We start from the raw sequence: 23887 nt of genomic DNA, 5'->3' as shown, positions 1-23887 counted from the left end.
GGGGTTTAGTATCCGTCCGGCGTCGGCGCGTTCTGCCCCTTGTCCACCGGGATGTTCGCTCCCGTCACCCCTCGCGACTGATCCGACAGCAGGAACGCGATGACGTCCGCCACCTCTTGCGGCGATACGAGTTCCCGGCCGGGGAACTCCTCCAGAAAACGGGCGAAGGCCGACGGGTCCTCGCCGCGCATCCGGTCCCACCGCTTACCCGGAATGAGCATCGATCCCGGACTCACCGCGTTGATACGGATGCGATCCCCGGCCAGTTCCCTGGCCAGGGACGACACCATGTGGATCTGAGCCGCCTTCGCCGCACCGTACTGAGCCTGCGGCCCGGGCTTCCAGCCAGAGATGGACGCCACCACCACGATCGCCCCACCGCCCGCCGCCCGCAGATGGGTGGTCACCGCCGCGGTGAGCCGCGCCGCGTGACCGACGTTCATCTCCCACGTGGCGGACCAGTCCTGGGCCGTTGCCTGCTCGATCCCCCGGCCGCGCGCACCACCGGCACATGCCACGAAACCGTCGAGGCCCCCAAGCTCGGCAACAGCGTCCTCGACGAACTGCCCCAGCGCCTCTGTTTCGGTCACGTCCAGGGCCCGGACGAAGAGGGCGCCGGCTGGTTCCAATGAGTCACTCAGGGCGGCGAGGGGCTCAGGGTTCCGTGCGCAGACCGCCACCCGGGCGCCCTCCGACACCAGAAGCCGTACGACGTGCTCACCCAACCCGCGGGATCCGCCCGTCACCAGCAGGCGCCGGTCCTGGAACCGCCCCGTACGAGCGCGTGGTGCCTCGGTAGTTTCCGTGTCCGTCATCGTGCCAACTCCTTGCAACCCGTGCGTACCCGCATGGCCAAATGCATCCCCCGGAGCCCTCTTCTGGGACGGCCGCCAGGACGGTTCTCTTGTGCTCGTACCCGGCCCGGAGACAACCGGGTAGTCGGCGACCTCGTCGACTACCGGCCTCCGGACGGGAAACGGCGCGAGCCCGGGATGCGCGCCCGCCTCTGACGAACCGCCTCGGCCCCGGGTGACGCGGATCAACTCCACACCCCCAATTCCGTCAACTGGGCGCGACGGCACACCGTCGACGTACTCACCCGCTGGCACATGCCCTCCGACGTCATCCAGACCATGCGACTTCTGGTCTCCGAGCTGGCCACCAACGCCGTCCGCCACTCGGAGAAGAAGGAGGGCGTGCCGCTGGAGTACTCGCAACTCAGCACGGTACAGACCTTCGAAGTCGCCCTGGAGATCGTCGGCGCCGCGGTGAGGGTGTCGGTATGGGACCGGGACCCAACACCCCCGGTGCTGAAGCAGGTCGGCGGCGACGCCACCGGCGGGCGGGGGGTCTTCATCGTCGCCATGATGAGCGACAACTGGGGGCATTACCCGGCGCGGGCGCTCCCCGGCAAGGTGGTCTGGGCCGAGGTTTCGCTCGCCCCGGGCTCGGCCGACAGCACGGCTCGGAGTCCTTCGAAGCCATCAGGAGCGGAACCGCCATCGGCGGGGAGAGCGGACCCCTTATCGCTGGGGCGTGTGCTCGTCGGGCTGCAGGCGCTCCCCACGCGCGCACGGAATGGGACCGCCAGCGCCAAAGGCCTGCTTCGTAACCAACCATGAGCGGCGTCCCCGCCGCCGTTGACGGACTTCCCCCGGAGTCCTGAGCTTCGCTCCGGCGGCGGGGACGCCTTGATCGAAGGACCAGTCGATGTGCCAGCACAAACCGGAGTGTCCCGGCGCGGATTGTCCGGACCGGCAGGCCGCACAGGCAGTCTCCGGTCACCCGGAACGGGGCTGGTGGCTGTTGTGCAATGGCGTCCTGCTCTTCGAGGACACCGGCGTGCTGCTGCCGGACGGCACGATCATCGCCCCGCACCGGCCCCTGACGCCGGAGCATGCCGCGTCTTTGACGTGACGAGGCAACCGAACCTTCCTGCCCGACCGGCATGGCAGTCGGGCTCTTAGCCAGCCGGCTGTCAGGGGCCCGGCACGTCGAGACGTGCCGGGCCCGGTGCGGGATAAGCGCCCCTTCCAGCCGAGGCGGTATGGCACGTCGGCTCCTCGGCCGCCCGCCATCCCCGACCACCCCCAACCAACAACGGAGGTACTTCAGCCGATGCAGGAGAAACCGGAACTGGGTCTGCCCTTTGTTCCGAAGCACGCGCGGCTCACCGGCAAGCACCGCTTGCTCTTCGCCACGGCCGTAGGCAAGGCGTACGAGGAGAAGGGCGCCAGTATTCGGGAGATTGCCGATGAGTCCGGACGGTCCTACGGCGCGATCCACCGACTCCTGACCTGGCACAAGGTGGAATTGTGAGGGCGCGGCGGGAACCGACGCAAGCCCGTACCCCCTTCGCCCGACCAGTGAACAGGCAGCCCCCGCCATCTCCATCACCACGACGGACGACCGCTTTGGCGGGCGCATTAGGGAGTTGAGCATGACCGAAGGATTGCGACCGGCCGTTGAGGAGATCACGGTCGATAGCGGCTTCGTACGAGGTTCCTCTGCTTCTGTCGCTGCGCGGGTTGCCGCGATATACGGGCAGCATGGTGGTCTTCGTCGTCCGCTTGCGACGGCGCCGGTGCTGGCGTTGGGGATCTTCGAGCGTGTGGGGTCGAACTGGCTCTCCGATTCGCTGCGTTCGGTGATGCCACAGCACAATGAACCGTTCCGGCAGCAGCTCGGCAGGGAGCACCCGCTGTCCCCACGGAACCGAGTAGCGGTCGATCTGGACGGGACCGGGCTCGATGGCCTGGGGCAGCACCATCTGGCCTGCGCGCTCAGTGATCTCTACGGACGGCCTCGGCATCTGGTCAAGGAGACCAACCTCTTCTTCGCCACGGACACTGCGCTGGGGCTTCTGCCGCACTCCCCGGTTCTGATCCTCACCCGGGCCCCGATCGGGATCGCTTCCAGCTTCGCCCGCGGCCGGCTGTGGGAACGCTGGCGCTATGGCGAGCGGTACGCCCAGGTGGCGGCGACTGCCCGGTCGCCGCGCTGGCGTGATGAGTTCGCGCCGCTGCTGCCACAGGACAATCCTGAGGAAGCGGTAGCCCTGGCGCGTCTGATCGCGGTCAATACGCTGCTGCTGGCCCGTGCTGTGCACCGCGACCTGGCTGGATGCGGACGGGACTGCACAGTCGTCTCGTACGAGCAGCATGTCAGCGACCGTAAGGCGGCGCTGTCCGCGCTGGCCGGCCAATTGAAGATCACGCTGCAAGTCGCCGATGCGCCCCGGCCGGCCGAGGATCTCGCTGGCATGGCTGCGGCAGATCCGACATTCGCCACGACCGGGCACAAGGACAAGCTGGTCGCCGAACTCGACTCCCGCACGGCCGAGCTGATGCCCCACCACACCGCCGCCACCATGGCGCGCGCCGGCGAACTACTCGACGCGCAGGTCACCGCGACCGCCACCGAGTGGCTGGCCGGTGACGACTTGTACGAGGTCCGTGATCTGGCGCCCTGTCGCCGAGCCGCCGTACGAACGCCATCACCGGCGCAGGCTCTTCCCGCGTCCGCTTATTACCCGGTGAAGAAGGTGTCCTGGCGGAATCTGCTGGTCACCAACGCGGAGATGGCCGATCTGCTGACCATGCTGCACGCCGCCGGTGCGCCAAATACGCGCCTCGGCACGAACCTGCTGGTCTGTCCCATGCCGCACGAACGCGGTGGACGCCTGCATTTCGATGCCGGACGGCGGGTCTGGCGGGTCAGTCCCGGCTACGAGTCCCACCCGGCGTACTGGGTCACCTGGGCAGGAGCCGCCGCCATGGCGGCCTGGCTCGGAGCCCGTCTCCCCACCCGGGCCGAGGCGCTGGAGGCAACCGCGGGCGCACGGGCGTACAACTGCGACTACGCGGTGGGCGACGCATCCTCGGTCGCGGAGCCCGGCCACAGTCTTCATCAGATTCACCACCTGGTCGGCAACCTTCAGATCTGGTGCGGCGACGGCTCGGACCAGCCGGTGGCGGAGCCCGTACAGCGCTACTTGTTCGGCGCGGCCTGGAACACGCCGGGCAGTGAAGAGGCGATCGGCGCGGTGCGCTCGCGTAACTTGCTGGGCTCCTCGCGCGGGGTCGGTGTCCGCCTCGTACGCGACTCGCGCACCACCGCGACGTCCGGGCTCGGGGCCTGGGAGCTGGCGAACCGGCTCAACCGCTGGACCGACACGCTCGAAGGCGGCACTGGCCGCCCGCTGGGCGAGCTGGACCGCCTCCTGACCAGCGCACTGGCAGGACCCGACGACTCATAGCCCGATGGCGGACTTGGGTCCCATGTACGAACCGGCCCCGGGAAAACCGTCCCGGCACAACTTCACGAACGTCTCGCTGAAACCCAGGCCGGACAGGTCGTCGAGCTCGACGAAGGCGACCTGCCGGATCGGACGCGTATCCGCGCCCTCCTCCACGGCCCCCATCCGCCCGCCGACGCGGCGGGCCTCGAAGGTGATGTGAACAACATGAGCCCGCGTGTGGTCACACACGTACAGAAGACGCCCGACCTCGACCTCGACGCCGGTCTCCTCCCGCATCTCCCGTACCAGAGCCTCTTCCAGACTCTCGCCGTCCTCGACCTTGCCACCCGGCAGACTCCACGACCGCGGCCCGTCGGTGTCCTGGTCCAGCAGCAGGATCCGGCCGTCCTCAATGACGATGCCCGTCACACGCGTATGCACCCGGCGACGCTACCGCCTTCCCGCCCTTACGAAGGACCACAGCGATGAATGCGCTGCCCACAGATGTCGTGATCGCCGCAGGAGGACTGGGCACCCGTGTCGGCGACTGGTCACTGTTCCTCCCCAAGGAATTCCGCCCGGTCCAGGGACGCCCCGGCCTGGTGCACGTCCTGGAGGAGGCCGCCGCCCTCGGTGCCCAGCGTGCCGTGGTGGTGCACCACCGGTACTACGCACCGCTCATCAACTGGACCCGCCAGGTCCTCGCCCCCGGCGCCGTAGCCCGCTACCAGGAGCTTGCCGGGCAAACAGGCGGCCCGCGCCCGCCGATTGAGGACCTGCGCGTGGTTTTCATCCCGCAGTACGGGCGCTACGCCGACATCACCTCCGCGCTCAACGGCGCCCAACACCTGCGCAGCGAACACATCAGCCTCGCCTTCGCCGACAACATCGACCCCAGCCACAACGCCCTGTCCACACTCGCCACCGCCGCAACGCCAGGCACTCCGGCGGTGCTGGCGAGTCCTTTCGACGTTCAGGCCGCCACCAGCCACGGAGTCATCATCTGCGCCGGCACCGGGCCCGTACGCACCATGACCGAACTCATCGAGAAGCCGAACCCTGCTCTTGCCGCGCAACTGGCCGCCCACCACGGCCCGGACAAGCTCCGCCTGCTCCAAGGCCGCCTCCACCTGACACCGGAATTACTGCGCCACCTGGCCACCACCCTGCACCGCACCTCCACGGAACCGAAACTCTCCCTCGCCCTGGCCGCCTACGCCCGCCGCAACCGAGTCGACGTCGTCACCAGTACCAGCCCCATGATCGACCTCGGCGCCCCGGACTACGTAGAAACCCCCGCCGGGAACCGAGAAACCGGTCCCGATACCAGGAGGTAAGGGCTGTCCCGTAACTGCTGGTCACAGTGAACCGGCAGCGCTGGCCAACGGTCAGCCAAGGAGAAGGTCGACGTCCTTCTCGACACAGAGCTGCAGGACGACCACCAACTGGTGGGCATCCTCAACATGCCCGCATCCCCACGGACCCACCGGTTGACGCACTCACCACCGCACGCTCCCGACCGCCGGCACGGGGGCCGCTCCGAAACACCACAGACCCCGCTGCTACGTTTCGAAGCATGGGGAGATGGTGGGGACACGCAATAGGCAGCACGCTGCTACTGACGACACTGGGATGCGCCGCATCAGCCGGCGTACCAGACTCGGCCGACGGGCAAGTCCCGAGTCAGAGCGCCCTGACCAGCAGCCCCACCCAGACGCCTTCGCCGACAACCACCCCAGCAACGCACACGTCCGTCACCGCCACGGCCGCACCGACCCACTCTGCGACGACCGCGGCTACAACACCAACACCCACAATCCCCGAGATCCACGACTGCGCAGCCCCTGACCTCACCGCATCGACCGAATACCCGGGACTGTTCCCAGAGGACCACGAGCAGAAGACCGTCACCAGGGTTGTGCTGCGCAACGCGGGTCACTCGCCGTGTCGGCTCAGTGGCTGGGCCGGCCTGATTTTCTACGGTTCCGACGTCGTGCCGGTCTGCGTCCCCGGGGCGTTGCCGGACACCCAGTCGTGCGCGACGCCGGAAACGAGACCGAACGAACGACGGCGTCTCACAACAGTCCGCTCGCAGCTACGCCCGCCTTCGGTCGTCGTGCTCTCCCCTGGCCACAGCACATCTTTTGACTTGCTCTGGCTCAGCTCGTTCGCCGCCGAGTGCGTTGCTCCGGTCATCGATTCACCCCTCAGCGCTGAGATCCGAGTCCCCGGCGACGCACGCCCCATCGCCCTCTCGAAGCCCGGTCTGCAGCCGTGTGACGGGCTCATTGAGGTCACCACGTTCGGAACCCGGTTGACCACCCATCAGTAAGTCTGGCCACCAGGCATCAACCGCATCGAACCGGTCCTGGTCACCGAAGTCGTTGAGTCACCTCCATTTATGGGACAGCCCTTAGGTAGTCGGTACAGGGCCCACGAACTCACGGAGCAAGTCATTTCGGCGGGCTGGAAGGCCGGCTGTCGGGACGGGCATCCGGCCCGTCGTCCGGCACCCAGCTCACGATGGTGAGCTGCCAGCCGGGCAGGGCGCCGGGTTCGAGGACGTGGCTGACGACCTCGACGACGTCGGGGCCCAGGGCCGGGATCACCATGCGGTGGTGTGCTCCGTCCCGGCTGCCCGCCATGGCACTGCCGGATACCCAGATCGCGTCGCAGTCCGGGGAGCGGCGCACGTCCTGGATCAGCTTCGCCAGGTTGGTGTTGCGCTGCTGGCGGGCACTGGCCATGCGAATCATCGCGATGTACTCGGTGGCGTGCTGATGCCAGTTGACGTACTGGGTGCGGGCCTCTTCGGTGAGCAGGGCCCAGCGCATGAAGTTCGCATCGGACTGCCGTATCCACGGCCACCAGGACGCCATTGCGTCATTGCGTCATTGAAGCCGACGATGTTCCAGACGGAATCGGTGAGAAAGGCGGGCAGGGGCATCTGCCGGTCGAGCAGCAGTTGGAGTGCGCGGCGCGTGGGGTCGTCGGCGCGTAGCGCGGGAATGGTGGGCAGGGCACCGTCGAGGGCGTATAGGTGCAGGGCGGCGCGTTCGTCACGGCCGAGGAGCAGGACATTCGCGAGCCCGTCGATGACCTGCCGGTCAAGCCGCGGTCTGGCGCCTCTTTCGAGCGCCTGGTACTAGCGCAGTGAGCGATAGCCGAGGCCGACCACCACTTCTTCCTGGGACATCGGCCGCCCCAGCCCCCTCTTTTCCCCGGCGACGGCGCGCCAGGCGCGCAGCAGGCTGGCCAGACCCATGAGTTGGCCCGGGGTGAGCGGCTCTTCGTCGGGCCCAGGCATATGGGACTCCTCCGAGTTCATTGCAGGCATGGCGGCTGGAGCCGACTGCGAGAGCGGTCCTATATATCCCTAGATCGACATTATCAAGTATGTGAACGGAACGCCTGGCGATGGCTCGGGGTGTTCGACTGGTGCGCTGTTGATGTGGAGCGATCTGTACGGGATTCAACCTTCCACCAGATCCACGTTCGGGCGAACGGATTCAAGAGGGACGAAACCGGCCGCACGTTTTTGCGGTTCGGATTCACCCGCAAAACTTTGCGAGGAGGAATTCCAGAAGAGGGATCTTGATCCGGCCCCTGAGAGGCTGCTGCCTCCGGGCTCCGAGGCGCCGCCCTCCTGGGGAGCAGGTGCTCAAGGTCCTTGATTTACAAGGGATTTCGAGAGATTGCGGTCGGACGGTGCTGACTGTGCCCCGGCTCCTCTCGGCTGAATTGACCGTTTTGCATTCTCATTGACGCGGACGGTTGCTGGGGCTTGAATCGCAGAGGGTTGTTTCACGTCAACAGGCAGGAATCGCCTGGCAGGGGGGAGGATTAATGCGAGCGGTGATCCGGGCCGCCTCTGTGCTACGGGCGCCCACCTTCGGATGCCGTGGGGGTGCAATGCGTCCGATGCAGTTTCCTGCCGTGCCCATCCACGGCTTACGGCGTGTCCGCGGTCTGTCAGTGACTACTTAGCCGGAGCTGGCCTTGCCAAGGTGGTCGCACGCGCTGCTGACAGCCCGCTGGGCAGCCGCCCAGTACTCCGTGCTGAAACCAGCGCCAGTCCATGCCGCCCGCCGTGCTCGCGGTGATCGGCTCTCTCCCCGGGGTACGCCTAACTGTTGTCGCTTTGAAGGAGATTCGCATGTCGAGTTCTCTACGCAAAGGGCCGAACATCCCTAGCCGTGCGACGGCTTGTATGTCTTCTGCGCCTGTGCATTACATCCGGGAGCCAGCACCGATGCTGCCGCCCGTCGGACCGTCACCCGGCGGGCGACGAGTTGCGCTTGTCGAGGAGTCGCTCCATTTCCCAGGTTTGCGCGCGGCGACGGCCTCGGTGGCAAGCCGGGTTACGGTCTGGTCGTGGTAGCCGAGGCCCCTCAGGATGGGGTGTCCAGAAGCGAGCGCAGATCCCCGCCTGGCCGAAGTGCTGTGCGGCCCTGCCCGTAGTGGCAGCATGGAGATACGGTCGTTTATTGCGCGCGGGGGGCGACAACGTGACGGTGATCGATTACATGCTCCTCGGAGGGGCAGGCGGGGCGCTGATCGAAGCAGTTGCCTTCTTCAGTCGACTGGGAGAATGGCGCGCGGCTCGGCTGACGCCGACGGGCAACAGACGCAAGAATCCTCCGAGCTTCTTCAGCTTCATCGACTTACCTCCCGTCGTAGCCATCGCTATTACGCGACTGGTGCTCGGCGGGGCCGCTGCCACAGCGTTCGGGACCAGCGGGCAAGCCACAGGGGCATTCGGTGCCTTGACAGTTGGGGCCGCAGCACCCGCCCTGCTTCAACAGCTAGGCCAGATCCGCCAGATCCGTGAGGCAGTCACTCAACCTGCGACTCGGCAGCCGGGTACGCGCACGCAACAGACATCCGCAGTCACGCCAGCCAACATGATGGAAACGCTGGCCCCAGAGGCCGCAGAAGAGGGTGGGGCCGTATGAGCAAGGGCAGCGATGACCTGAACTTCGGCCAGAAGGTCGTCGGCGGCCTCATCGGCGCCATCAGTAACACCCACGCCGGATCCTACTCTCACCACACCACCGACAGCCGAACGGACCGTGCTACGGAGGAATTGCTGAGCAGTGTCAGGGAACTGCGTGCCGATTTGCAGCGGCTGGTCCAAAGCCCCGAGATGGCGGCGCTCGATGAGGTACTCGCAAGCGTCGAGGACCAGATCATGAGGACCGGCCAAGCCTCGCCAGTGCAGCGGGAGCGATTGCGGGCGGCACTAAGCGACGCCCATGCGGTGACAAGCCTGCTTGCCTCCGCAGGGGCCGTCGCGCAGGCGCTTAGGCCGTGACCGCGCTTTACCGGTGAACTCGCGTATTCAACTGTCGCCAGTTTCCGGCAGAGCTCAGCCCGATGGTGACCGTAAGTGATCCCGGCGGCGTACGGGCTCCACGTTCCTGCGACTGCCCGGCGACCTTCGAGGTCTGCTGCTTAAGGGGCCCCTCGAATGTGCAGTCTGAACTGTTGCCGCTCGCTTCGCCGTACGTTCGTAAGCTTGCGCCGACCGGCATGGCCGCCGGTGGGAGTACGCCCGTTCGGGGCGCCATGCATCAAGCCCGTACGGTGGTACGTCGCAGACCGAGCAAAGGTGGCAGAGTGGGAGCCGGAGAGTGGATCGCGGTCGCGGCAACGGGCATCAGCGTTGTCGCGGGTGTGTTCGCTTGGTCCCAGGCCCGCAGCGCCAAGGTTCAGGCGGAGACCGCCAAGGAGTCTGCCCTCTATGCCCAGCGACAAACTGTGGCCGCTGAGGAACAGCTGCGCCTAGCCAGGGAACAGTTCGCAGCTCAGATCGCTACGCAGCACGAGGCCGGTGGCCTCACGTTTGAGCTCGAACCTGGTTCCGTCTTCTACGACGGGCAGCGGTACGCCAAGATGGCCCTGCGCCAGGTAACAGGCCCGGTCCTGACATCCGTCGTCATTTCCTACCCCGATGACCACGATAATCTCTCCGGGCTTGACGGGATGGATCTCGGGGCCTCCGCCCCAGGCTCGCGGATTCCGATGCAATGCGACGCCGAGTACAGCATGGTTACACCGGTGACTGTGTCTCTCACTCTCACGTGCAACGGGCCCCACGGGGAGACTTGGGTGCGTGGCGCTGGGTGCCAGCTGGACAGTGAGCCGGATCTGGAGCCTTCGTGGCGCTCACGATCACGTCGCCACTGACGGATGCCGCAGGTAGGATTGGCGTCGGACGGTACATCGGTATAGCCGTTGGCGCTGAGAACGTTCACGGTCCGGTCGAGAGAAGACGCTGACACGATTATCGTACTCACGGCAGGCCTTGCGCTGGGCCGGACCGCCGGGGCGCCTTGGCCGCCGTCGAGGGGCTGGCAGCGGGCGAGCAGCGATGACCGCCGGACTGGTGCTGACGCGCAGGGAGTAGCCCCTGGCCGCACTGTACGGCCACCTGATGGTCGAGCGCGGCACGCTCGGTGGCCTCCAAGCTCGGCGATACGGAGGAAGTCGGCGAACATGCCGGGCACGTCGAGGGTGACGGGCAGTTCCGGGGCGGGGGCGTCCTCGCGGTCGGCGGCGGTGCGCTCGGGCATGAGGTCGGAGACGGCGGTGCGGATGGCACCGCAGCCGACGCAGTGCTCGTGGGCGAGTGCGGCGATGGACCGGCCGCGCATGTACGCCGGGCGGACGGTGTCGGTCTTAGCGGCCGGGATGGCCGGGTGGCGGCGCGGCGGCTGGCCGCCCAGTCGGACGGGCACGCTCTGCCGTGTGCCCGAAGCATGGGAGCTTCCCCTTACGGGAGTTAAGGATCAGCGGTTGCGGGAGGAGAACGCGATGCGCGGATCCACCGGGCGCAATGCCGGGGCAGGGATGCTAGGTGGGGCAAGCGGCGACTTGGCGGGAAGGCCGTCGCGGGTGGTCACTGCCTGGCCGCGCTCGTTGCGCGCTGCCGTTGAAGGCGCGGGTGGTTGGCGCGCGGCTATGTACTGGGCGAGGCGGGGGTGCACGGCGACTTGGATGCTAGCCCGGTGCATGGCCATTGTGGCTCGGGTGACTTTGCCGAGTGCCTCGGGGCGGTCGGTGGTGGCGGCCAACATGTAGATGTCCAGGCTCGGGTTGTATTGCCACCCGTCCTCTTCGAGGAGCCGGCCGCCGAGGTCGGCGCCGTTGGCGGTGGCGGCGACCATGCCGAGCTGGTGATGTTCGGCGAAGGCGACGTCGGGCTCGACGCGCACAGGTCGGTCGTCCTCAGAAGCGGAGCGGTGGTCCGTCAGGGGTTCGAACGCGGCGTCTGCGTCGACCTGGTAGCCGGCCCCGCGCAGGTAGGCGACGGCTCGTGTGGCGCGGTCCTGTCCCCAGCGGGCCTGGTCGTTGAGAACGTAGAGGGTTGGGTGGCCGGGGACTGGGCGGAAGTCGAGGCGTTCGAGCATCCATCGGCCAGCTTCGCGCCCTGCGCTGCCAGGCCCGAGGATACGGCGCCGCAGGGACCGACGACCGCACCGGGAGGCCTGATGTCGCGCGACGACATGAACATCGACCGCATCAGCATTACTCAGGCCCGGTGCAACCTCGGGCCGTTGGTGCGCTGGGTCGTCTCACGCCGGGTCAGGGTCACCATCGCGAGTCGGTGCGGTGCGGTCGCAGTCCTGGTCAGTGCCGCGGAACTCGCGACCCTGGACACCGAACGCGGCCGTCCGTGTGCCGAGCCCGCACTCGCCCCGTCCGACGACGCGCCGGTGTTCGACGCTTGGCCAGTTCAGCCTGTCCAGTCGAACGGAGCCCGGTGAACGGGACGTTCGCCGTCGAGATCCAGCTCCTGCGTCCCGCCAGAGGCGCCGACGAAGCAACGGCCGCAGTTCAGCTCGGGGACCGCTACGCCCTGCGGGTTGGCCATGCCCGAGCGGTCGCGGTGCTCCCGGCGGCGAACGAGGCCCTGGCCTGCGCAGAGGTGTCGAGTCGGGCCTCCGCGGTGCTGCCCGTGGATGTCGTCACTTCCTTGTATCCCGATGCTCAGGGGCAGGTCTGGCTGACGTTTGTCCTACCAGACGCATCGGCTGCCTGGCTGCGCGACCGGGCGGATGCTGTCGGGCAGACCGTCGATGAGTTCCTCGGCTGCCTTCTGCGCGAGGCCACCGACCGCGTGGCCGAAGAGAGAAGCCATGCCGTCCGCCACGACGCGACCGCACTGCTGACCCGCTACGGGGCCGAAACCCTCGCCCGTGCCCTACTCCCACCATGGCAGAAAGCGGCTCCCCAGACCGATTCCGGGGATGGGGGCTCACCCGACAGCTTTTTGGCTGGCGGGGAGTGACCGGGGTCTGGGAGCCGTCGACGTCTGGAGTTAGAACGCTTGACCGGGCTCGGTGCACCCAGAGGCAGTCGAACCCGCCCGCGTTGCGGAGGCCTGACCCGCGTAGCTGTTTCCCTCATGGTCCGGCCGGGCATCCGCCACGCCGGCCCGAACGGCTGGTTCGGTGCGTCGCATCCGAGGCCTGTCGTGCGGGACTCGAGCGGGGCGGGGTCGTGAACGAACCACCGCGTCCATTGGCTGCCCTACGGCGGTGTTGGCCGCGACGATCGGGGGTGGGGCCGGTGAGCTCTGGGTTCGATTGGAACGCGCGGGCCGTTTGGGAGGGGATGACCAGGCTGGCTGACGAGCCTGATCGGGGTCCGCTGCCGTTCTCGGAGGTGTAGGCCGGGCTGGGACGTAGACCCGTCGCTGGAGAAGGAGTGGGACAGCGGCGTCCCCCGGCGGGACACTCTGCCGCAGGACAAGCTGCAGTACGAGAGCATCAACCTGGTTCAAGGCAGGGTGGGTGCGCGAGCACGACCGTGTCTGGGAGCTGACCGGGCCGGGCCGGGCCGGGCCGGGCCGGGCCGGGCCGGGCCGCTCGAGCGGCCCGGCGACGACAAGGCCGCGCTGCTGCGCGAGGCCTACGCTCTTCGCCGGAAGCCCGCCGGACGGCGGAGTGTCCGTGATGCCCCGTCGAACAAGCGTCAGAGCTTCAACGAAGGAAGACGCAGCCGTGAACACGCTGCCCACTTTGCTCGCCTCCGGCGCTTGCCTCGCCGGGATCACCCCCACTGTCCGCGTCGTCGCCGTCGCCTTGCTCGCGGCAGTGTCGGTCCTGACTCGCTCCCCGCGGCGGCGCCAGGATGCTCGACACACCCTCGCCATCCTGTTGCGTCGCCGCTCGAACTGACCTCTGCCTGCAGGGTGCTGCTCAACCTGATCGAGCAGCACCCTGCAGGTGTGGCAGCCCTCGTGGCGGAGACCCTGCCTGTGGCCATTTCCTCACCCTTGGGATCACTCGTGAGGTCACACGAATGGAGCCGACCATCCGCTGGTCCCTGGCCTCGGTAGGTGGAACGTCGATGCGAACGGTCTCAAGCAGGCTTCCCCCGTGCCGAGCTGGCCGACCGGATCGCTCAGCCATCGTTCTCGATCGATTTGCCCGATCCGGGCATTTTAAGGGGGTGAGGGTCGTCCGGGGGCCAGTTCTTGAGAAGCTGAATCATGTTGGCCCCCACGACCCTCGTGACAGGGTGGTCCCTGCCGAGCAGTTCCAGCGCTTCCTCCGCTGTTTCCAGGAACAGCGGCAGGGCCCGATTGAGGTCTCCGGCCGCCTTGTAGGCCTGGGCGAGGTTGCTGCGGGCGGTGAGCGTGAGGGGATCGCCGGCTCCCCATACTCGCGCCGCGTCGTCCACGGCCTGCTCGTGCAGAGGGATGGAACGGTCGAGATCCCCGATCTCCTGATAGGCGTAGGCGACGTTGTTCAGGAACGTGATGGTGTACGGGTCGTCGGTACCCAGCAATCGCTCCCCAGTCGCCAGGGCACGCTCCAGCAGGGGGATGGCTCGACGCCGCTGGCCCTTGAAGCCTCGGAAGAGGCCAGTGCCGTTGAGGACCGTGGCAGTGACTCGGGTGTCACTTGCGAGGGGGCGTACTGAGCAAGGGCGTCGATGTGCGGGAGCAGGATGCCCCAGACAGGCCAGGTGGCGGGCTCCCGTGAGTCCGCCGGCATGGCACCTTTCAGCAGCGCGGTAGCCTGGTCGAGGGCGATCGTGATGCTGGCCGACTGACGATGCGGATCTTCCGGGTCGGGTGTGCGCGCAACGGCCTGGACTAGCCGGTGCACTGACAGGGCATCGCTTCCTGCGGTGATCATGCTGTACGCGGCGAGGCGCCTGATCACCCCTTGCACAGCGGGCGGTGTGCCCAGAGATCCCAGACGGGCACGGGGGATGGCGTCGGGAGCGAACCACGCCAGGACCCGCAGGATCTCCCCGGCGAGTGAGGGGTTCGCCAGACGGTCGAGGGTGATGCGCCAGATCCGGGCGATGGTCCGGTCGACGTCGTGCCCCTCACCGGCCTCCCGATACATCTCGGCCGGGTAGTCGGCGAGCAGATGCAGGTAGTCGCGGGGTGTGATCCCTGATTCGGCGATGTAGGCGCCGACTTGCTCCACGGCCAGCGGTAGGTAGCCGAGTTCTTCGCACAGTTCGTCTCCGGAGTGGAGATCAGCGCTGCTATTGCTCTGGGTGAGGATGTGGGTGAGCAGGTCGAGGGCCTCTGTGGGGTGCAGCGCGGCCAGGTGGATGGGGATGGCGGTGTCAGAAGCGATTCCCAAACCGAAGGTAGGGTCACGTTTTCCCAGGTGAGGTGTGTGGCCGTCGCTCGGTAGGCATGCTCGGACCGTCGTGTCGGTGCGGGGCGTGGTCGGAGGTGGCGGATGCTGGCTGTGCTGGAGCGGCGTGAGCGGGTGGCGCTGGCCCGGGCGGAGGAGTTGAGGGCCGAGCTGGAACGGCTTCGAGCCGCTGTTGCGGAGGCGGAGGAAGCCGCGCGGGGCGCGGTCATCGCCCGCGAGGAGACCGTCGAGGCCCTGGCCGAGGCAGCCGATGAGGCCGCTGTGTCCGAGATGCCGGCGGTAGCGGTGCCGGTCGCGGTCGGCGTCGGACCGCGGGTTGAAGTGCCGCTGTGGCGCGAGGGGATGGGGGCCGATGTGCTCCCGGAGGATTGCGCGCGGATCGTGGCCCTGGTCGAACGTGACGCTGCCGGCGGTGGCGGCGAGGGGGTGCGGGCGCGGGCGATGCGCGAGTATCTGGGCTGGCCGGCCAGCGACATGAGGGGAGCAGCCGGCGCGGTTCAGGGCGAAGCGGTTGGTGGAGCGGGGCTGGTTGACCGAGGGGCGGCCGGGGCTGTTCAGGCCGCGGACCGCTTGACCCGGCGGGGCGCGAGGGCCCCGGAGCGGGCCAGGCGGCGGGTCGCCTGGATGGACGCGGCCCACCAGGCCATCGCTTCGGCGCTGTCGATGCGGGTCTCGTAGTCCCGGGCCAGGCGACGGGCCCGGATCAGCCAGGAGAAACTGCGCTCCACGACCCAGCGGCGCACAAGCACCACGAACCCCTTGGTGTCGTCGCTGCGCTTGACGGCGGTCAGCGTGAGGGCCAGGACGGCGTGGGCGAAGGCGACCAGCCAGCCGGTGTAGCCGCCGTCGGCCCAGACCAGGGCGATGCGGTGGTGCTCGGCGCGCAGTTGTTCCAGGGCGAGGCGAACAGCCTTTCCTGGCAGCTCTCGGCTGGCTACTAAAGGGTGATGCCGAGTTCGGTGATGATGTCTGCCGTGTGCGCGCCGATGATCGGCGCGGGTTCAGGCGTGCCAACCGGTGTCCCCAAGTAGCGCGGCGCCGGCGCGGGCTGGAGCAGGCCGTCTCGCGTGAAGTACGTGCCACGGGCGACGTTGTGTGGGTCCTTCGCGGCCTCGGTCAGACTGTAGACCGGGGTGACGCACGCTTCGACCCCGTCGAAGGCCGCCTCCCACTCGGCCCGTGTCCGGCTCGCGAAGATTCCTGCCAGCTGCGCGGACATCGCAGGCCAGCGTTCGCTGGCGTGCTGCAGACCGAACAACGTGTCGTCATCGAGCTCGAGTACGCGAAGAAGCTCGGCGTAGAACTGCGGCTCGAAGCTGCCGACCGCCATGTAGCCACCGTCGGAGGTCTGATAGCTGCGATAGAACGGCGCGCCGCCGTCGAACAAGTTCGCGCCACGCTCGTCCGTCCAGCGTCCGATGCCAAGCAGTCCGTGGATCAGCGCGAGTTGGACGGCCGTGCCGTCGGTCATCGCCGCGTCGACCACCTGTCCGCGGCCGGTTCGCAGAGCGCTGAGGAGTCCAGTGGTGATCCCGAACGCGAGTAGCATCCCACCGCCGCCCATGTCGCCGACCAGGTTGAGCGGCACCGGCGGGTTCTCACCGGGCGCGCCCATCGCGCCGAGTGCTCCGGCCACCGCGATGTAGTTGATGTCGTGGCCGGGTGCCTGTGCCAGCGGGCCGTCCTGGCCCCACCCGGTCATTCGTCCGTAGACCAGCCGGGGGTTGCGCGCCAGGCACGTCTCGGGGCCCAAACCCAGGCGCTCGGCGACACCGGGCCGGAAGCCCTCGATCAAGGCGTCACAGGTTTCGACGATGCGCAGCACGGCCTCGACGTGCGCGGCATCCTTCAGGTCCAGGGCGACGGAGCGACGCCCCCGGTGCAGGACCGGATACGCGGAAGTGTTCCCGGCCTCGGTAGGCCGGTCAATCCGGATCACCTCGGCGCCCGCGTCGGCGAGCTGCATGCCGGCGAACGGGCCGGGCCCTATGCCGCCGAGTTCGATGACGCGGATCCCGGCCAGCGGTCCAGACCGGGCGGGCTTCTCGCTGACGGTGGAGGAACTGTTCATTGCTGACTCCCGATGGTTTGTGGGACCGAGCCGCCGGGCTTGGACCGAGCGGCTCGGCCGTTCCGGGCGCCGGCGGCGGGACGCCGGGCCCGAGTTCAAGGCCGGACCGTGGTGCGAGACCGGTGGATGAGACGGTCCGGTTGTCATGGGAGGCATGGAGGCCTGCTGTCGTCGCAGGACCTCGGCAGTGATCATCTTCATCGCTTCGGAGGTACCAGCGTAGATGCGGGTCACGCGCGGGTCGGCGGCCAGACGAGCGCTCGGGTACTCGAGCAGGTACCCGAAGCCGCCGTGTGCTGACCCCGGGCGCCGAACAGCCTGAGCTGCGCGGTGCGGGCGGCCGGTGAGGACGTGGACGTCCTCATGTCGCTGGTCGGGACAACCCTCGACGTTCCGGCCCGGGGCCGAACACGTGCCCCGGGCCGGAATGCGAACGGCATGCCAGGCGGGCGGACATCGCGGCTCAGACCGTCGTGATGGCCCCGCGGTTGTCGCGGTCGAGGTCGCGTGCGATCACCATGCGCTGGATCTGGTTGGTGCCCTCGAAGATCTGCATCACCTTCGCTTCGCGCATGTACCGTTCGACGGGGAACTCCTTGGTGTAGCCGGCCCCGCCGAGGACCTGGACCGCGTCGGTGGTGACCTTCATGGCGGTGTCAGTGGCGATGAGTTTGGCGATCGACGCCTCGCGGCTGTACGGAAGGCCGGCGTCCTTAAGCCGGGCGGCCTGGTGGAGGGTGGCGCGTGCCGCCACGATCTGGGCTTCCATGTCGGCCAGGAGGAAGCCCAGCCCCTGGTGGTCGATGATGCGCCGGCCGAATGTATGCCGTTGCTGGGCGTAGGACAGGGCGGTGTCCAGTGCGCCCTGAGCCAGTCCGGTGGCGACGGCCGCGATACCGAGCCGGCCGGCGTCGAGGCCGGCGAGCGCGATTTTGAGGCCGACGCCCTCGGCGCCGATTCTTCGCTCGGCGGGGATCCGGACGCCGTCCAAGCGCAAGCCGGCTGTTGTGGAGCCGGTGAGGCCCATCTTCCTTTCCGGGACATCCGCGACAAGGCCCGGGGTGTCGGCTTGGAGGAGGAAGCAGGAGATTCCGGTTCGGTCGCCTGGGCTCCCGCCGGTGCGGGCCATGATCTTGTAGAAGTCGGCTTGCCCGCCGTGGGTGACCCAGGCCTTGGCCCCGTTGAACCAGTAGTCGTCCCCGTCGCGGCGCGCGGTCGTCGTCATGGCGGCCGGGTCGGATCCCGCGTGAGCCTCCGAGAGGCTGTAGGCACCGAGCAGGTCACCGCCGAGCATGCCGGGCAGCAACTTCTGCTGCTGCTCGGGCGTACCGTGAGTGACGAGCCCGAAGCAGGACAGCGCATGGACGGACACGCCGACCCCCACTGAGGCCCAGACGGCGCCGATCTCCTCCAGCACCTGGACGAAGACCTCGTAGGGGAGCGCAGCGCCGCCGACGTCCTCGGGATACGGCAGGCCCAAGAGACCGATCTTGCCGAGAATCCGGAAGACGTCGCGCGGGAAGTCCTCCTCGGCTTCCGCCTGTGCGACGCGTGGGGCGAGGTCGTTGGCGGCGATCGAGCGGACGAGGTCGACGAGGTCGGCGTGTTCGGGGGCGTGAAAGATGCGACGGGCCGGCATGGGCGTCTCCGGTCAGATTCGGGGCGGGTCGATGCCGAGCGCGCGGAGCTCGGCGGTGTAGCGCTCGACGTTGCGTAGCTTGATCGATTCGTAGCCGCGGACGAGGTCTGGGAGCTCGGCGAGCCGCGCCGCACGGTCGTAGGAGGCCGGGTCCAGGCTGGCGGCGAGTTCGCTGACCATCGTGCGGTAGTGGTCGCGCAGCGCGCGCTCCACCTTGCGTAGGTGGGCGTAGCCGAAGATGTCGGCGCGGGTGCCGCGCAGGAACCGCATCCGGGCCAGCAGCTGCAGCATCCAGTGGGAGCGCGGCGAGAAGGAGATCTTCTTCTTGCGCCCCAGCGCCCGCAGGATCGGCGGGTGCAGGTTGTAGGAGAGGGCTCCGCCGGCGAACTCCTCGCCAGCGGCGGCGACGAACGCCGGGTCGGTCAGGAGCCGGGCGACCTCGTACTCGTCCTTGTACGCGGTCAGCTTGTAGAGGTTGCGGGCGACGGCCTCGCTGAATCGGGTCTGGCCGGTCATCGACCGCTCGGCCGCGACGATGCGCTCGACCAGCTCCACGTAGGAGTCAGCGAGCCGCTCGTCCTGGTAGGCGAGCAGGTCCGTGGCGCGCTGCGTGACCAGGCGTCGTACTTTTCCTTCCAGCTCAGTGGCTCGTGCGGAGGCCGGGATCACCCGCTCGGGCGCCGCGGCGCGTGCGGTCAGTGCCCCCGGGCGTGTCCTGTGGGCTGAGGCGAACTCGGCCGGATCGGCGACCGCCACCCGGCCCCAGCGGAACGCCGCGACGTTCGCGGCGACCGCGGTGCCGTTGATCTCGATGGCTTCCTCGATGGCGGCCGCGGGCAGTTGGAGAGCGCCGGTCTGGTGGGCGGCGCCGACCAGGAGGAAGTTCGCGGCGACCGTGTTGCCGAAGATGCGGTCGGCGGCCTCGAGTGCGTCGAAGTCGAATAGCTCGGCGCTGACGGTGCGTACCCGCTCCAGCAGGTCGGCCTCGTCGGGGTGCTCGACCGCCGCGTCGACGACCATGGCTCCGGTCGCCGTCCGGCTGGTCGACACGACAGACCGTGTGGTGGTCGCCGAGCCGTAGGCGAGGTTGCGCTCCTCGGCCAGGGTGAGCAGGTCGAACCCGAGGAAGCAGTCCGCCGACCCGGGGGTGAGCCGGTTGGCCGGTTCCAGGCGTGTGGCCGCGTAGCGCAGGTGCCCGGCGACCGGGCCGGCCTTCTGGCTCAACCCGGTCTGGTCAAGCGCCTCCACGGCGTAGCCGGCGCGAAGGGCGGCCGTCGCCAGCACCTGGTTGACGGTCACGATCCCGGTACCGCCGATGCCAACCATGAACACGTTCTGCGTGCCAGAAGGCGGCTCAGCGACCGGATCGGAGTGGATCATCGGCGGGCTGGGGAACGACGCCCGCTTCCGATCGCTGCGGGTGCGGCCCCGAGCCCGGCCGGACGCCGTCTCGACGGTGACGAACGAGGGACAGTCGCCGTCCAGGCAGCTGTAGTCGGTATTGCACGACGTCTGCTCGATGCGGGTTTTACGGCCGTACTCGGTCTCCACCGGCTGCACAGACAGGCAGTTGCTCTTCACGCCACAGTCGCCGCAGCCCTCGCACACCGCCTCATTGATCAGCACCCGCTGGGTGCGGGCCGGAAGACTGCCGCGCTTGCGCTGCCGGCGGGCATCCGCGGCGCAGTGCTGGTCGTAGATCAGCACCGTCACACCGGGCACGTCGCGCAGCATCCGCTGCGCCTCGTCGAGACGGTCACGGTTCCAGACCACGGTGCCGCGAGCCATGTCGCGCCGGCGGTGGCGCCGGACGTCGTCGGTGCAGACGACGATCTTCTTCACGCCCTCGGCGAGCAGCTTGTGGGTCAGCCGCGGCACCGTGAGCGCGCCCTCGGCGTCCTGGGCGCCGGTCATGGCGACGACGTCGTTGTAGAGCACCTTGTAAGTGATGTTCACCCCGGCCGCGATGCAGGCCTGCAGCGCCAACTGGCCGGAGTGGAAGAAGGTGCCGTCACCGACGTTCTGGAAGATGTGCTTCGCGTCGGTGAACCAGGCCTGGCCGATCCACTGCGCCCCCTCGCCCCCCATCTGGGTGACGCCGGTGACGTCGCTGTCCTCACGGTCGGAGATCGTCACCATCACGTGGCAGCCGATGCCGCCGCCGCCCATGGACCCCTCAGGGAGCACGGTGGAGCGGTTGTGCGGGCAACCACTGCAGAAGTACGGCGTCCGGCTCGTCGACAGCAGCGGCAGCGGGGCGCGGCTCGGCGCCGGCGGTGTAACCGTCACGAGGTCCTGCAGCAGATGCCGCATCGGCGCGATCAGCCGCCCGGAGGTGAGCTCGCCGTCAGCCGGGATCAACCCGCGGCCGTCAGCGTCCCGCTTGCCCAGGATCTGCGGTGCGTCCGGGGTGCCGTAGAGGATTTCGCGCAGCTGGGCCTCCAGGAACGGTGTCTTGTCCTCGACGACGACCACACGCTCCAGGCCGTCGGCGAAACGGCGGATGGTGGCGGGCGCGACCGGGCTCATCAGGCCCAGCCGCAGCACCCGGATGCCGGCCTGCTCCAGCTGGTCGTCGGTGACGCCCAGGTCGGCCATGGCCTGCCGCAACGAATCGAAGCAGCTCCCGGAGCCGACAAACCCGACCTTCGCGCCGGACGGGTCGACCTCGGTGACGTCCAGCGCGTTGGCGTCGGCATAGGCGCGGACCAGCGCCATCCGCGGACCGACCAGTTCGGCCTCCGCGCGCACGATCGCGTCAGGTCGCACGACCATCGTGCGCTGCTGATAGCTGTACGGCGCCCCGTCCCACTCGATCGCGGGCGCGACGGGGGAGATTTCACTGACCGAGGAGTCGACCACCCAGGACCCGTCGGCGACATCCGCGACGATCTTGAGCGCCACGACGCAGCCGGAGGTGCGGGACAATTCGATGGCGTGAAGGCCCAGGGTGACGACCTCGGCGGCGTTGCGCGGGAACAGGACCGGAATGCCGAGCGTCGCCAGCGTCCGTTCGCTGACCGCCGGCACCGTCGAAGACTTCGATGCCGGGTCGTCGCCCACCAGGAGGACGGCGCCGCCACGCGGGTTGACGCCGTACATGTTCGTGTGGCGCAGCGCGTCGATGGCCCGGTCCACACCGGGGCCCTTGCCATACCAGAAGCCTGTCACGCCGTCATGGATGCTGGTGCCGAGCGGCAAATCGACCTGGGATCCCCACAGCGAGGTGGCGGCCACCTCCTCGTTGAGGCCGGGGACGAACCGGATGTCGTTCGCGTCCAGCACGTCCTGCATGCCGGCGAGCAGCCGATCCAGCCCGCCGAGGGGACTGCCCTGGTAGCCCGAGACGAACGAGGCGGTCCGCAGGCCCCGGCGACGGTCGAGCGCACGGTGCTCCACAAGCAGCCGGGCGATCGCTTGAACGCCCGTGAGCAGCACCGGCGGGGCGTCGTACCGGAACCGGTCGGCGAGGTCGTACGACTCCTGCGATACGGGAGTCTCGGTGGTGCTGCCAGGCGTTTCGAGTAGCTCGGTCACGACCGGACCTCCTGAACATCGGCTCCGGCCAGGCGTGCCTCGACGATGTCGGCGGTGACGTCCGACGGCAGGCGGCCGGTGGTCCGGGACAGGTCGAGGATCTTGCGAACGGTCACGGCGATGTCGGCAACGCCGGCGAGGACCTCCTCCTTCGTGCGTTGGACAAGCTCGCCGTGCACTTGGATCAGGCCGCCGGCGTTGGCGACGAAATCGGGCACCCACGTGATGCCACGACCCTGGAGAAGCAATGCGACCGAAGTGTCGAGGAGCTGGTTGTTGGCAGCGCCGCACACGATTGCGGCGCGCAGCGCGGCGACTGACGACGAGGTCAGCGTGGCCCCGAGTGCGCAGGGCGCATAGATATCGATATCGGCATCGACTACGGAGTCCGGCACCTCGACGTCGGGATACAGCGCAGCCAGTCGCGCCAGCGCCGCCTGGGACGCGTCGACCGCAGCGACGACGGCACCCTCCTCGAGCAGCAGGCCGACGAGATGGGAGCCGACCTTGCCGACGCCCTCAACGCCGACGCGGTGCCCGCGCAGGCCATTGGTGCCCCAACGGTGCTCGGCGGCCGCCTTCATTGCAACGAAGACGCCGTACGCCGTGGAGAAGCCGCTGTCGCCCGAGCCGTGGTTCGTACCGGTGATGTGAGCGGTGGCCGTCGCGACGATGTCGAGGTCGTCAGCGTTCGTCCCCACGTCGCCGGCGGTGATGTAGCGGCCGCCCAGGGAATTGACGAAGGCGCCGTAGGCCCGGAGCAGCTCAGGGGTCTTGAGGGTCGCCGGGTCGCCGATGATCACTGCCTTGCCGCCCCCCAGCGCGATGCCGGCCGCCGCGGCCTTGTGGGTCATGCCCTGGGACAGGCGCAGGACGTCCGTGAGGGCCTCGGACTCGCCGGCATAGGGGTAGAAGCGGGTTCCGCCGAGCGCAGGTCCGAGGCGGGTGTCGTGGATCGCGATGATCGCGCGAAGGCCCGTGGCGGCGTCGCGACAGAAGACGACCTGCTCATGTCCTGCCGTTCCGAGCTCGTCGCTGCGCTCGAAGACGAGATCAGGGGAGGCTGTGACGGTCATAGGTCCTCCGGCTGGGTGATTCGGGTGAGTGGTAGGAGAGTGAGGCCGAAGTTGCCTGGCTCACAACAGTGATCGTTCAAGTTAGCGACGATTCGCAACCACGAATCGCGAAAAGGCTCACGGCACGCAACAATTGTGCTGTCGCACTTAGACTTTGTTGCATGACCGAGCTGGCAACCATCGATGACACCGACCGTACGATCCTCGAGCTGCTGCGCGAGAACGCCCGACGCCCGTTGCGCGACATCGCAGATACGGTCGACCTGACAGTGGCGCCGGTGCAGCGCCGGATCGCGCGCCTTGAACGGCTAGGCGTGATCGAGCGCTACACCGTGCAGGTCAATTACGGCCGGATCGCGACCGGTATCGAGGCGATGACCGAGCTTCACTTCGCCGACGACATCGACCTCGCACAGATCATGGAGTTCGTCGCCCAGATCCCCGAGGTGCAGGAGGTGCTCACCCTTGCCGGCGACCCCGACGCCCTCGTCCGGATCCGCGTGGAGGGCGTGGAGCACCTCCGGCAGGTGGTCAGCTCGCTTCGCTCCGGCAAGGCGGTCTCGGGCACGAAGACCCTCGTCGTGCTCGAGCAGTGGACCCGCGGCCGATGATGCCAGGCTGATATCAGAACGTCGGCGGAAGAGCCGTGCGGTGCGCACGACCTCATGGTGAGTCAGAGACTCTGAACAGGTC

At 68.3% G+C, this 23887-nt stretch carries 21 protein-coding genes and 3 pseudogenes; 12 read left to right on the top strand and 12 right to left on the bottom strand.

Going from position 1 to position 23887, the window contains the following annotated elements; translation table 11 throughout:
• Window positions 1–5 precede the first annotated feature (5 nt).
• Window positions 6–815, bottom strand: coding sequence for an SDR family NAD(P)-dependent oxidoreductase (locus ACFV6H_RS18520; RefSeq protein ID WP_385543034.1), 810 nt, complete (start codon window positions 813–815; stop codon window positions 6–8).
• Window positions 816–1061: 246 nt separating this feature from the next.
• Between ACFV6H_RS18520 and ACFV6H_RS18515 the strand changes: the two are divergent.
• The 4 genes and pseudogenes from ACFV6H_RS18515 to ACFV6H_RS18500 form a co-directional block, all read left to right on the top strand.
• Window positions 1062–1622: pseudogene (locus ACFV6H_RS18515) on the top strand (ATP-binding protein); the annotation flags it as partial.
• An 88-nt stretch (window positions 1623–1710) separates the two neighbouring features.
• Window positions 1711–1917, top strand: coding sequence for a DUF5999 family protein (locus tag ACFV6H_RS18510; RefSeq protein ID WP_385543031.1), 207 nt, complete (start codon window positions 1711–1713; stop codon window positions 1915–1917).
• Between the two features lie 201 nt (window positions 1918–2118).
• Complete coding sequence (locus ACFV6H_RS18505) at window positions 2119–2319, top strand: helix-turn-helix domain-containing protein (RefSeq protein ID WP_385543028.1); 201 nt, start codon at window positions 2119–2121, stop codon at window positions 2317–2319.
• A gap of 292 nt (window positions 2320–2611) precedes the next feature.
• Window positions 2612–4258: an SUMF1/EgtB/PvdO family nonheme iron enzyme gene (locus ACFV6H_RS18500; RefSeq protein WP_385543025.1), complete on the top strand. Its 1647-nt coding sequence runs from the start codon at window positions 2612–2614 to the stop codon at window positions 4256–4258.
• On the opposite strand, the gene ACFV6H_RS18495 is transcribed toward ACFV6H_RS18500, so the two are convergent.
• Complete coding sequence (locus ACFV6H_RS18495; protein ID WP_385543022.1) at window positions 4253–4681, bottom strand: NUDIX domain-containing protein; 429 nt, start codon at window positions 4679–4681, stop codon at window positions 4253–4255. The two genes, ACFV6H_RS18500 and ACFV6H_RS18495, sit on opposite strands and share 6 nt — an antisense overlap.
• A 44-nt stretch (window positions 4682–4725) precedes the next feature.
• On the opposite strand from ACFV6H_RS18495, the gene ACFV6H_RS18490 reads away from it, so the two are divergent.
• Window positions 4726–5577 carry a hypothetical protein gene (locus tag ACFV6H_RS18490; protein ID WP_385543019.1) on the top strand — a complete coding sequence of 284 codons (852 nt, stop codon included), beginning with the start codon at window positions 4726–4728 and terminating at the stop codon, window positions 5575–5577.
• 239 nt (window positions 5578–5816) lie between these two features.
• Window positions 5817–6572, top strand: coding sequence for a DUF4232 domain-containing protein (locus tag ACFV6H_RS18485; protein WP_385543016.1), 756 nt, complete (start codon window positions 5817–5819; stop codon window positions 6570–6572).
• 121 nt (window positions 6573–6693) lie between these two features.
• On the opposite strand, the gene ACFV6H_RS18480 is transcribed toward ACFV6H_RS18485, so the two are convergent.
• Both ACFV6H_RS18480 and ACFV6H_RS18475 read right to left on the bottom strand, forming a co-directional pair.
• Window positions 6694–7119, bottom strand: a complete 426-nt coding sequence (locus ACFV6H_RS18480; protein WP_385543013.1) for a hypothetical protein — start codon at window positions 7117–7119, stop codon at window positions 6694–6696.
• Window positions 7120–7385: 266 nt separating this feature from the next.
• Complete coding sequence (locus ACFV6H_RS18475; protein ID WP_385543010.1) at window positions 7386–7577, bottom strand: hypothetical protein; 192 nt, start codon at window positions 7575–7577, stop codon at window positions 7386–7388.
• A gap of 1614 nt (window positions 7578–9191) precedes the next feature.
• Between ACFV6H_RS18475 and ACFV6H_RS18470 the strand changes: the two genes are divergently transcribed.
• Window positions 9192–9554 carry a hypothetical protein gene (locus tag ACFV6H_RS18470; protein ID WP_385543007.1) on the top strand — a complete coding sequence of 121 codons (363 nt, stop codon included), beginning with the start codon at window positions 9192–9194 and terminating at the stop codon, window positions 9552–9554.
• Window positions 9555–11031: 1477 nt separating this feature from the next.
• On the opposite strand, the gene ACFV6H_RS18465 is transcribed toward ACFV6H_RS18470, so the two are convergent.
• The gene (locus tag ACFV6H_RS18465) at window positions 11032–11652 is read right to left on the bottom strand and encodes a hypothetical protein (protein ID WP_385543004.1); all 621 of its coding nucleotides are present in this window, start codon (window positions 11650–11652) and stop codon (window positions 11032–11034) included.
• A gap of 81 nt (window positions 11653–11733) precedes the next feature.
• On the opposite strand from ACFV6H_RS18465, the gene ACFV6H_RS18460 reads away from it, so the two are divergent.
• The 3 genes from ACFV6H_RS18460 (at window position 11734) to ACFV6H_RS18450 (ending at window position 13425) form a co-directional block, all read left to right on the top strand.
• Window positions 11734–12009 (top strand): type II toxin-antitoxin system prevent-host-death family antitoxin, encoded by a 276-nt coding sequence (locus ACFV6H_RS18460; RefSeq protein WP_385543001.1) that lies wholly within the window; start codon window positions 11734–11736, stop codon window positions 12007–12009.
• The gene (locus tag ACFV6H_RS18455) at window positions 12006–12533 is read left to right on the top strand and encodes a hypothetical protein (protein WP_385542998.1); all 528 of its coding nucleotides are present in this window, start codon (window positions 12006–12008) and stop codon (window positions 12531–12533) included. Before ACFV6H_RS18460 ends, ACFV6H_RS18455 begins: the two co-directional genes overlap by 4 nt.
• Before the next feature lie 715 nt (window positions 12534–13248).
• Window positions 13249–13425 (top strand): hypothetical protein, encoded by a 177-nt coding sequence (locus tag ACFV6H_RS18450; RefSeq protein ID WP_385542995.1) that lies wholly within the window; start codon window positions 13249–13251, stop codon window positions 13423–13425.
• Between the two features lie 226 nt (window positions 13426–13651).
• On the opposite strand, the gene ACFV6H_RS18445 is transcribed toward ACFV6H_RS18450, so the two are convergent.
• Window positions 13652–14488, bottom strand: a complete 837-nt coding sequence (locus ACFV6H_RS18445; RefSeq protein WP_385542992.1) for a tetratricopeptide repeat protein — start codon at window positions 14486–14488, stop codon at window positions 13652–13654.
• Between the two features lie 467 nt (window positions 14489–14955).
• On the opposite strand from ACFV6H_RS18445, the gene ACFV6H_RS18440 reads away from it, so the two are divergent.
• Window positions 14956–15549 carry a hypothetical protein gene (locus ACFV6H_RS18440; protein WP_385542989.1) on the top strand — a complete coding sequence of 198 codons (594 nt, stop codon included), beginning with the start codon at window positions 14956–14958 and terminating at the stop codon, window positions 15547–15549.
• An 11-nt stretch (window positions 15550–15560) separates the two neighbouring features.
• Here ACFV6H_RS18440 and ACFV6H_RS18435 read toward each other — a convergent pair.
• The 6 genes and pseudogenes from ACFV6H_RS18435 to ACFV6H_RS18410 form a co-directional block, all read right to left on the bottom strand.
• Window positions 15561–15731: pseudogene (locus tag ACFV6H_RS18435) on the bottom strand (transposase); the annotation flags it as partial.
• A gap of 77 nt (window positions 15732–15808) precedes the next feature.
• On the bottom strand, window positions 15809–16942 hold the full coding sequence (locus ACFV6H_RS18430; RefSeq protein ID WP_384987541.1) for a CaiB/BaiF CoA transferase family protein: 1134 nt from the start codon (window positions 16940–16942) through the stop codon (window positions 15809–15811).
• Between the two features lie 189 nt (window positions 16943–17131).
• Window positions 17132–17371, bottom strand: a pseudogene (locus ACFV6H_RS18425) (acyl-CoA dehydrogenase family protein); the annotation flags it as partial.
• Between the two features lie 34 nt (window positions 17372–17405).
• Window positions 17406–18581 (bottom strand): acyl-CoA dehydrogenase family protein, encoded by a 1176-nt coding sequence (locus ACFV6H_RS18420; RefSeq protein WP_384987543.1) that lies wholly within the window; start codon window positions 18579–18581, stop codon window positions 17406–17408.
• Window positions 18582–18593: 12 nt separating this feature from the next.
• On the bottom strand, window positions 18594–22118 hold the full coding sequence (locus ACFV6H_RS18415; protein WP_385542985.1) for an indolepyruvate ferredoxin oxidoreductase family protein: 3525 nt from the start codon (window positions 22116–22118) through the stop codon (window positions 18594–18596).
• Window positions 22115–23194, bottom strand: coding sequence for a Glu/Leu/Phe/Val dehydrogenase dimerization domain-containing protein (locus tag ACFV6H_RS18410; RefSeq protein ID WP_385542982.1), 1080 nt, complete (start codon window positions 23192–23194; stop codon window positions 22115–22117). Before ACFV6H_RS18410 ends, ACFV6H_RS18415 begins: the two co-directional genes overlap by 4 nt.
• A 161-nt stretch (window positions 23195–23355) precedes the next feature.
• On the opposite strand from ACFV6H_RS18410, the gene ACFV6H_RS18405 reads away from it, so the two are divergent.
• The gene (locus ACFV6H_RS18405) at window positions 23356–23805 is read left to right on the top strand and encodes an Lrp/AsnC family transcriptional regulator (protein WP_384987549.1); all 450 of its coding nucleotides are present in this window, start codon (window positions 23356–23358) and stop codon (window positions 23803–23805) included.
• Window positions 23806–23887: the final 82 nt, after the last annotated feature.

This window comes from Streptomyces sp. NPDC059743, assembly GCF_042732975.1.
GTDB lineage: Bacteria > Actinomycetota > Actinomycetes > Streptomycetales > Streptomycetaceae > Streptomyces.
This window is presented reverse-complemented; position numbering and strand designations above follow the sequence as displayed.

What these genes read in the sequence shown, in the direction of transcription:
- ACFV6H_RS18520 (WP_385543034.1), bottom strand. Translation starts at nt 815, where the DNA reads ATGACGGACACGGAAACTACCGAGGCACCACGCGCTCGTACGGGGCGG.
- ACFV6H_RS18510 (WP_385543031.1), top strand. Translation starts at nt 1,711, where the DNA reads ATGTGCCAGCACAAACCGGAGTGTCCCGGCGCGGATTGTCCGGACCGG.
- ACFV6H_RS18505 (WP_385543028.1), top strand. Translation starts at nt 2,119, where the DNA reads ATGCAGGAGAAACCGGAACTGGGTCTGCCCTTTGTTCCGAAGCACGCG.
- ACFV6H_RS18490 (WP_385543019.1), top strand. Translation starts at nt 4,726, where the DNA reads ATGAATGCGCTGCCCACAGATGTCGTGATCGCCGCAGGAGGACTGGGC.
- ACFV6H_RS18485 (WP_385543016.1), top strand. Translation starts at nt 5,817, where the DNA reads ATGGGGAGATGGTGGGGACACGCAATAGGCAGCACGCTGCTACTGACG.
- ACFV6H_RS18480 (WP_385543013.1), bottom strand. Translation starts at nt 7,119, where the DNA reads ATGGCGTCCTGGTGGCCGTGGATACGGCAGTCCGATGCGAACTTCATG.
- ACFV6H_RS18475 (WP_385543010.1), bottom strand. Translation starts at nt 7,577, where the DNA reads ATGCCTGCAATGAACTCGGAGGAGTCCCATATGCCTGGGCCCGACGAA.
- ACFV6H_RS18470 (WP_385543007.1), top strand. Translation starts at nt 9,192, where the DNA reads ATGAGCAAGGGCAGCGATGACCTGAACTTCGGCCAGAAGGTCGTCGGC.
- ACFV6H_RS18465 (WP_385543004.1), bottom strand. Translation starts at nt 11,652, where the DNA reads ATGCTCGAACGCCTCGACTTCCGCCCAGTCCCCGGCCACCCAACCCTC.
- ACFV6H_RS18460 (WP_385543001.1), top strand. Translation starts at nt 11,734, where the DNA reads ATGTCGCGCGACGACATGAACATCGACCGCATCAGCATTACTCAGGCC.
- ACFV6H_RS18440 (WP_385542989.1), top strand. Translation starts at nt 14,956, where the DNA reads ATGCTGGCTGTGCTGGAGCGGCGTGAGCGGGTGGCGCTGGCCCGGGCG.
- ACFV6H_RS18430 (WP_384987541.1), bottom strand. Translation starts at nt 16,942, where the DNA reads ATGAACAGTTCCTCCACCGTCAGCGAGAAGCCCGCCCGGTCTGGACCG.
- ACFV6H_RS18420 (WP_384987543.1), bottom strand. Translation starts at nt 18,581, where the DNA reads ATGCCGGCCCGTCGCATCTTTCACGCCCCCGAACACGCCGACCTCGTC.
- ACFV6H_RS18410 (WP_385542982.1), bottom strand. Translation starts at nt 23,194, where the DNA reads ATGACCGTCACAGCCTCCCCTGATCTCGTCTTCGAGCGCAGCGACGAG.
- ACFV6H_RS18405 (WP_384987549.1), top strand. Translation starts at nt 23,356, where the DNA reads ATGACCGAGCTGGCAACCATCGATGACACCGACCGTACGATCCTCGAG.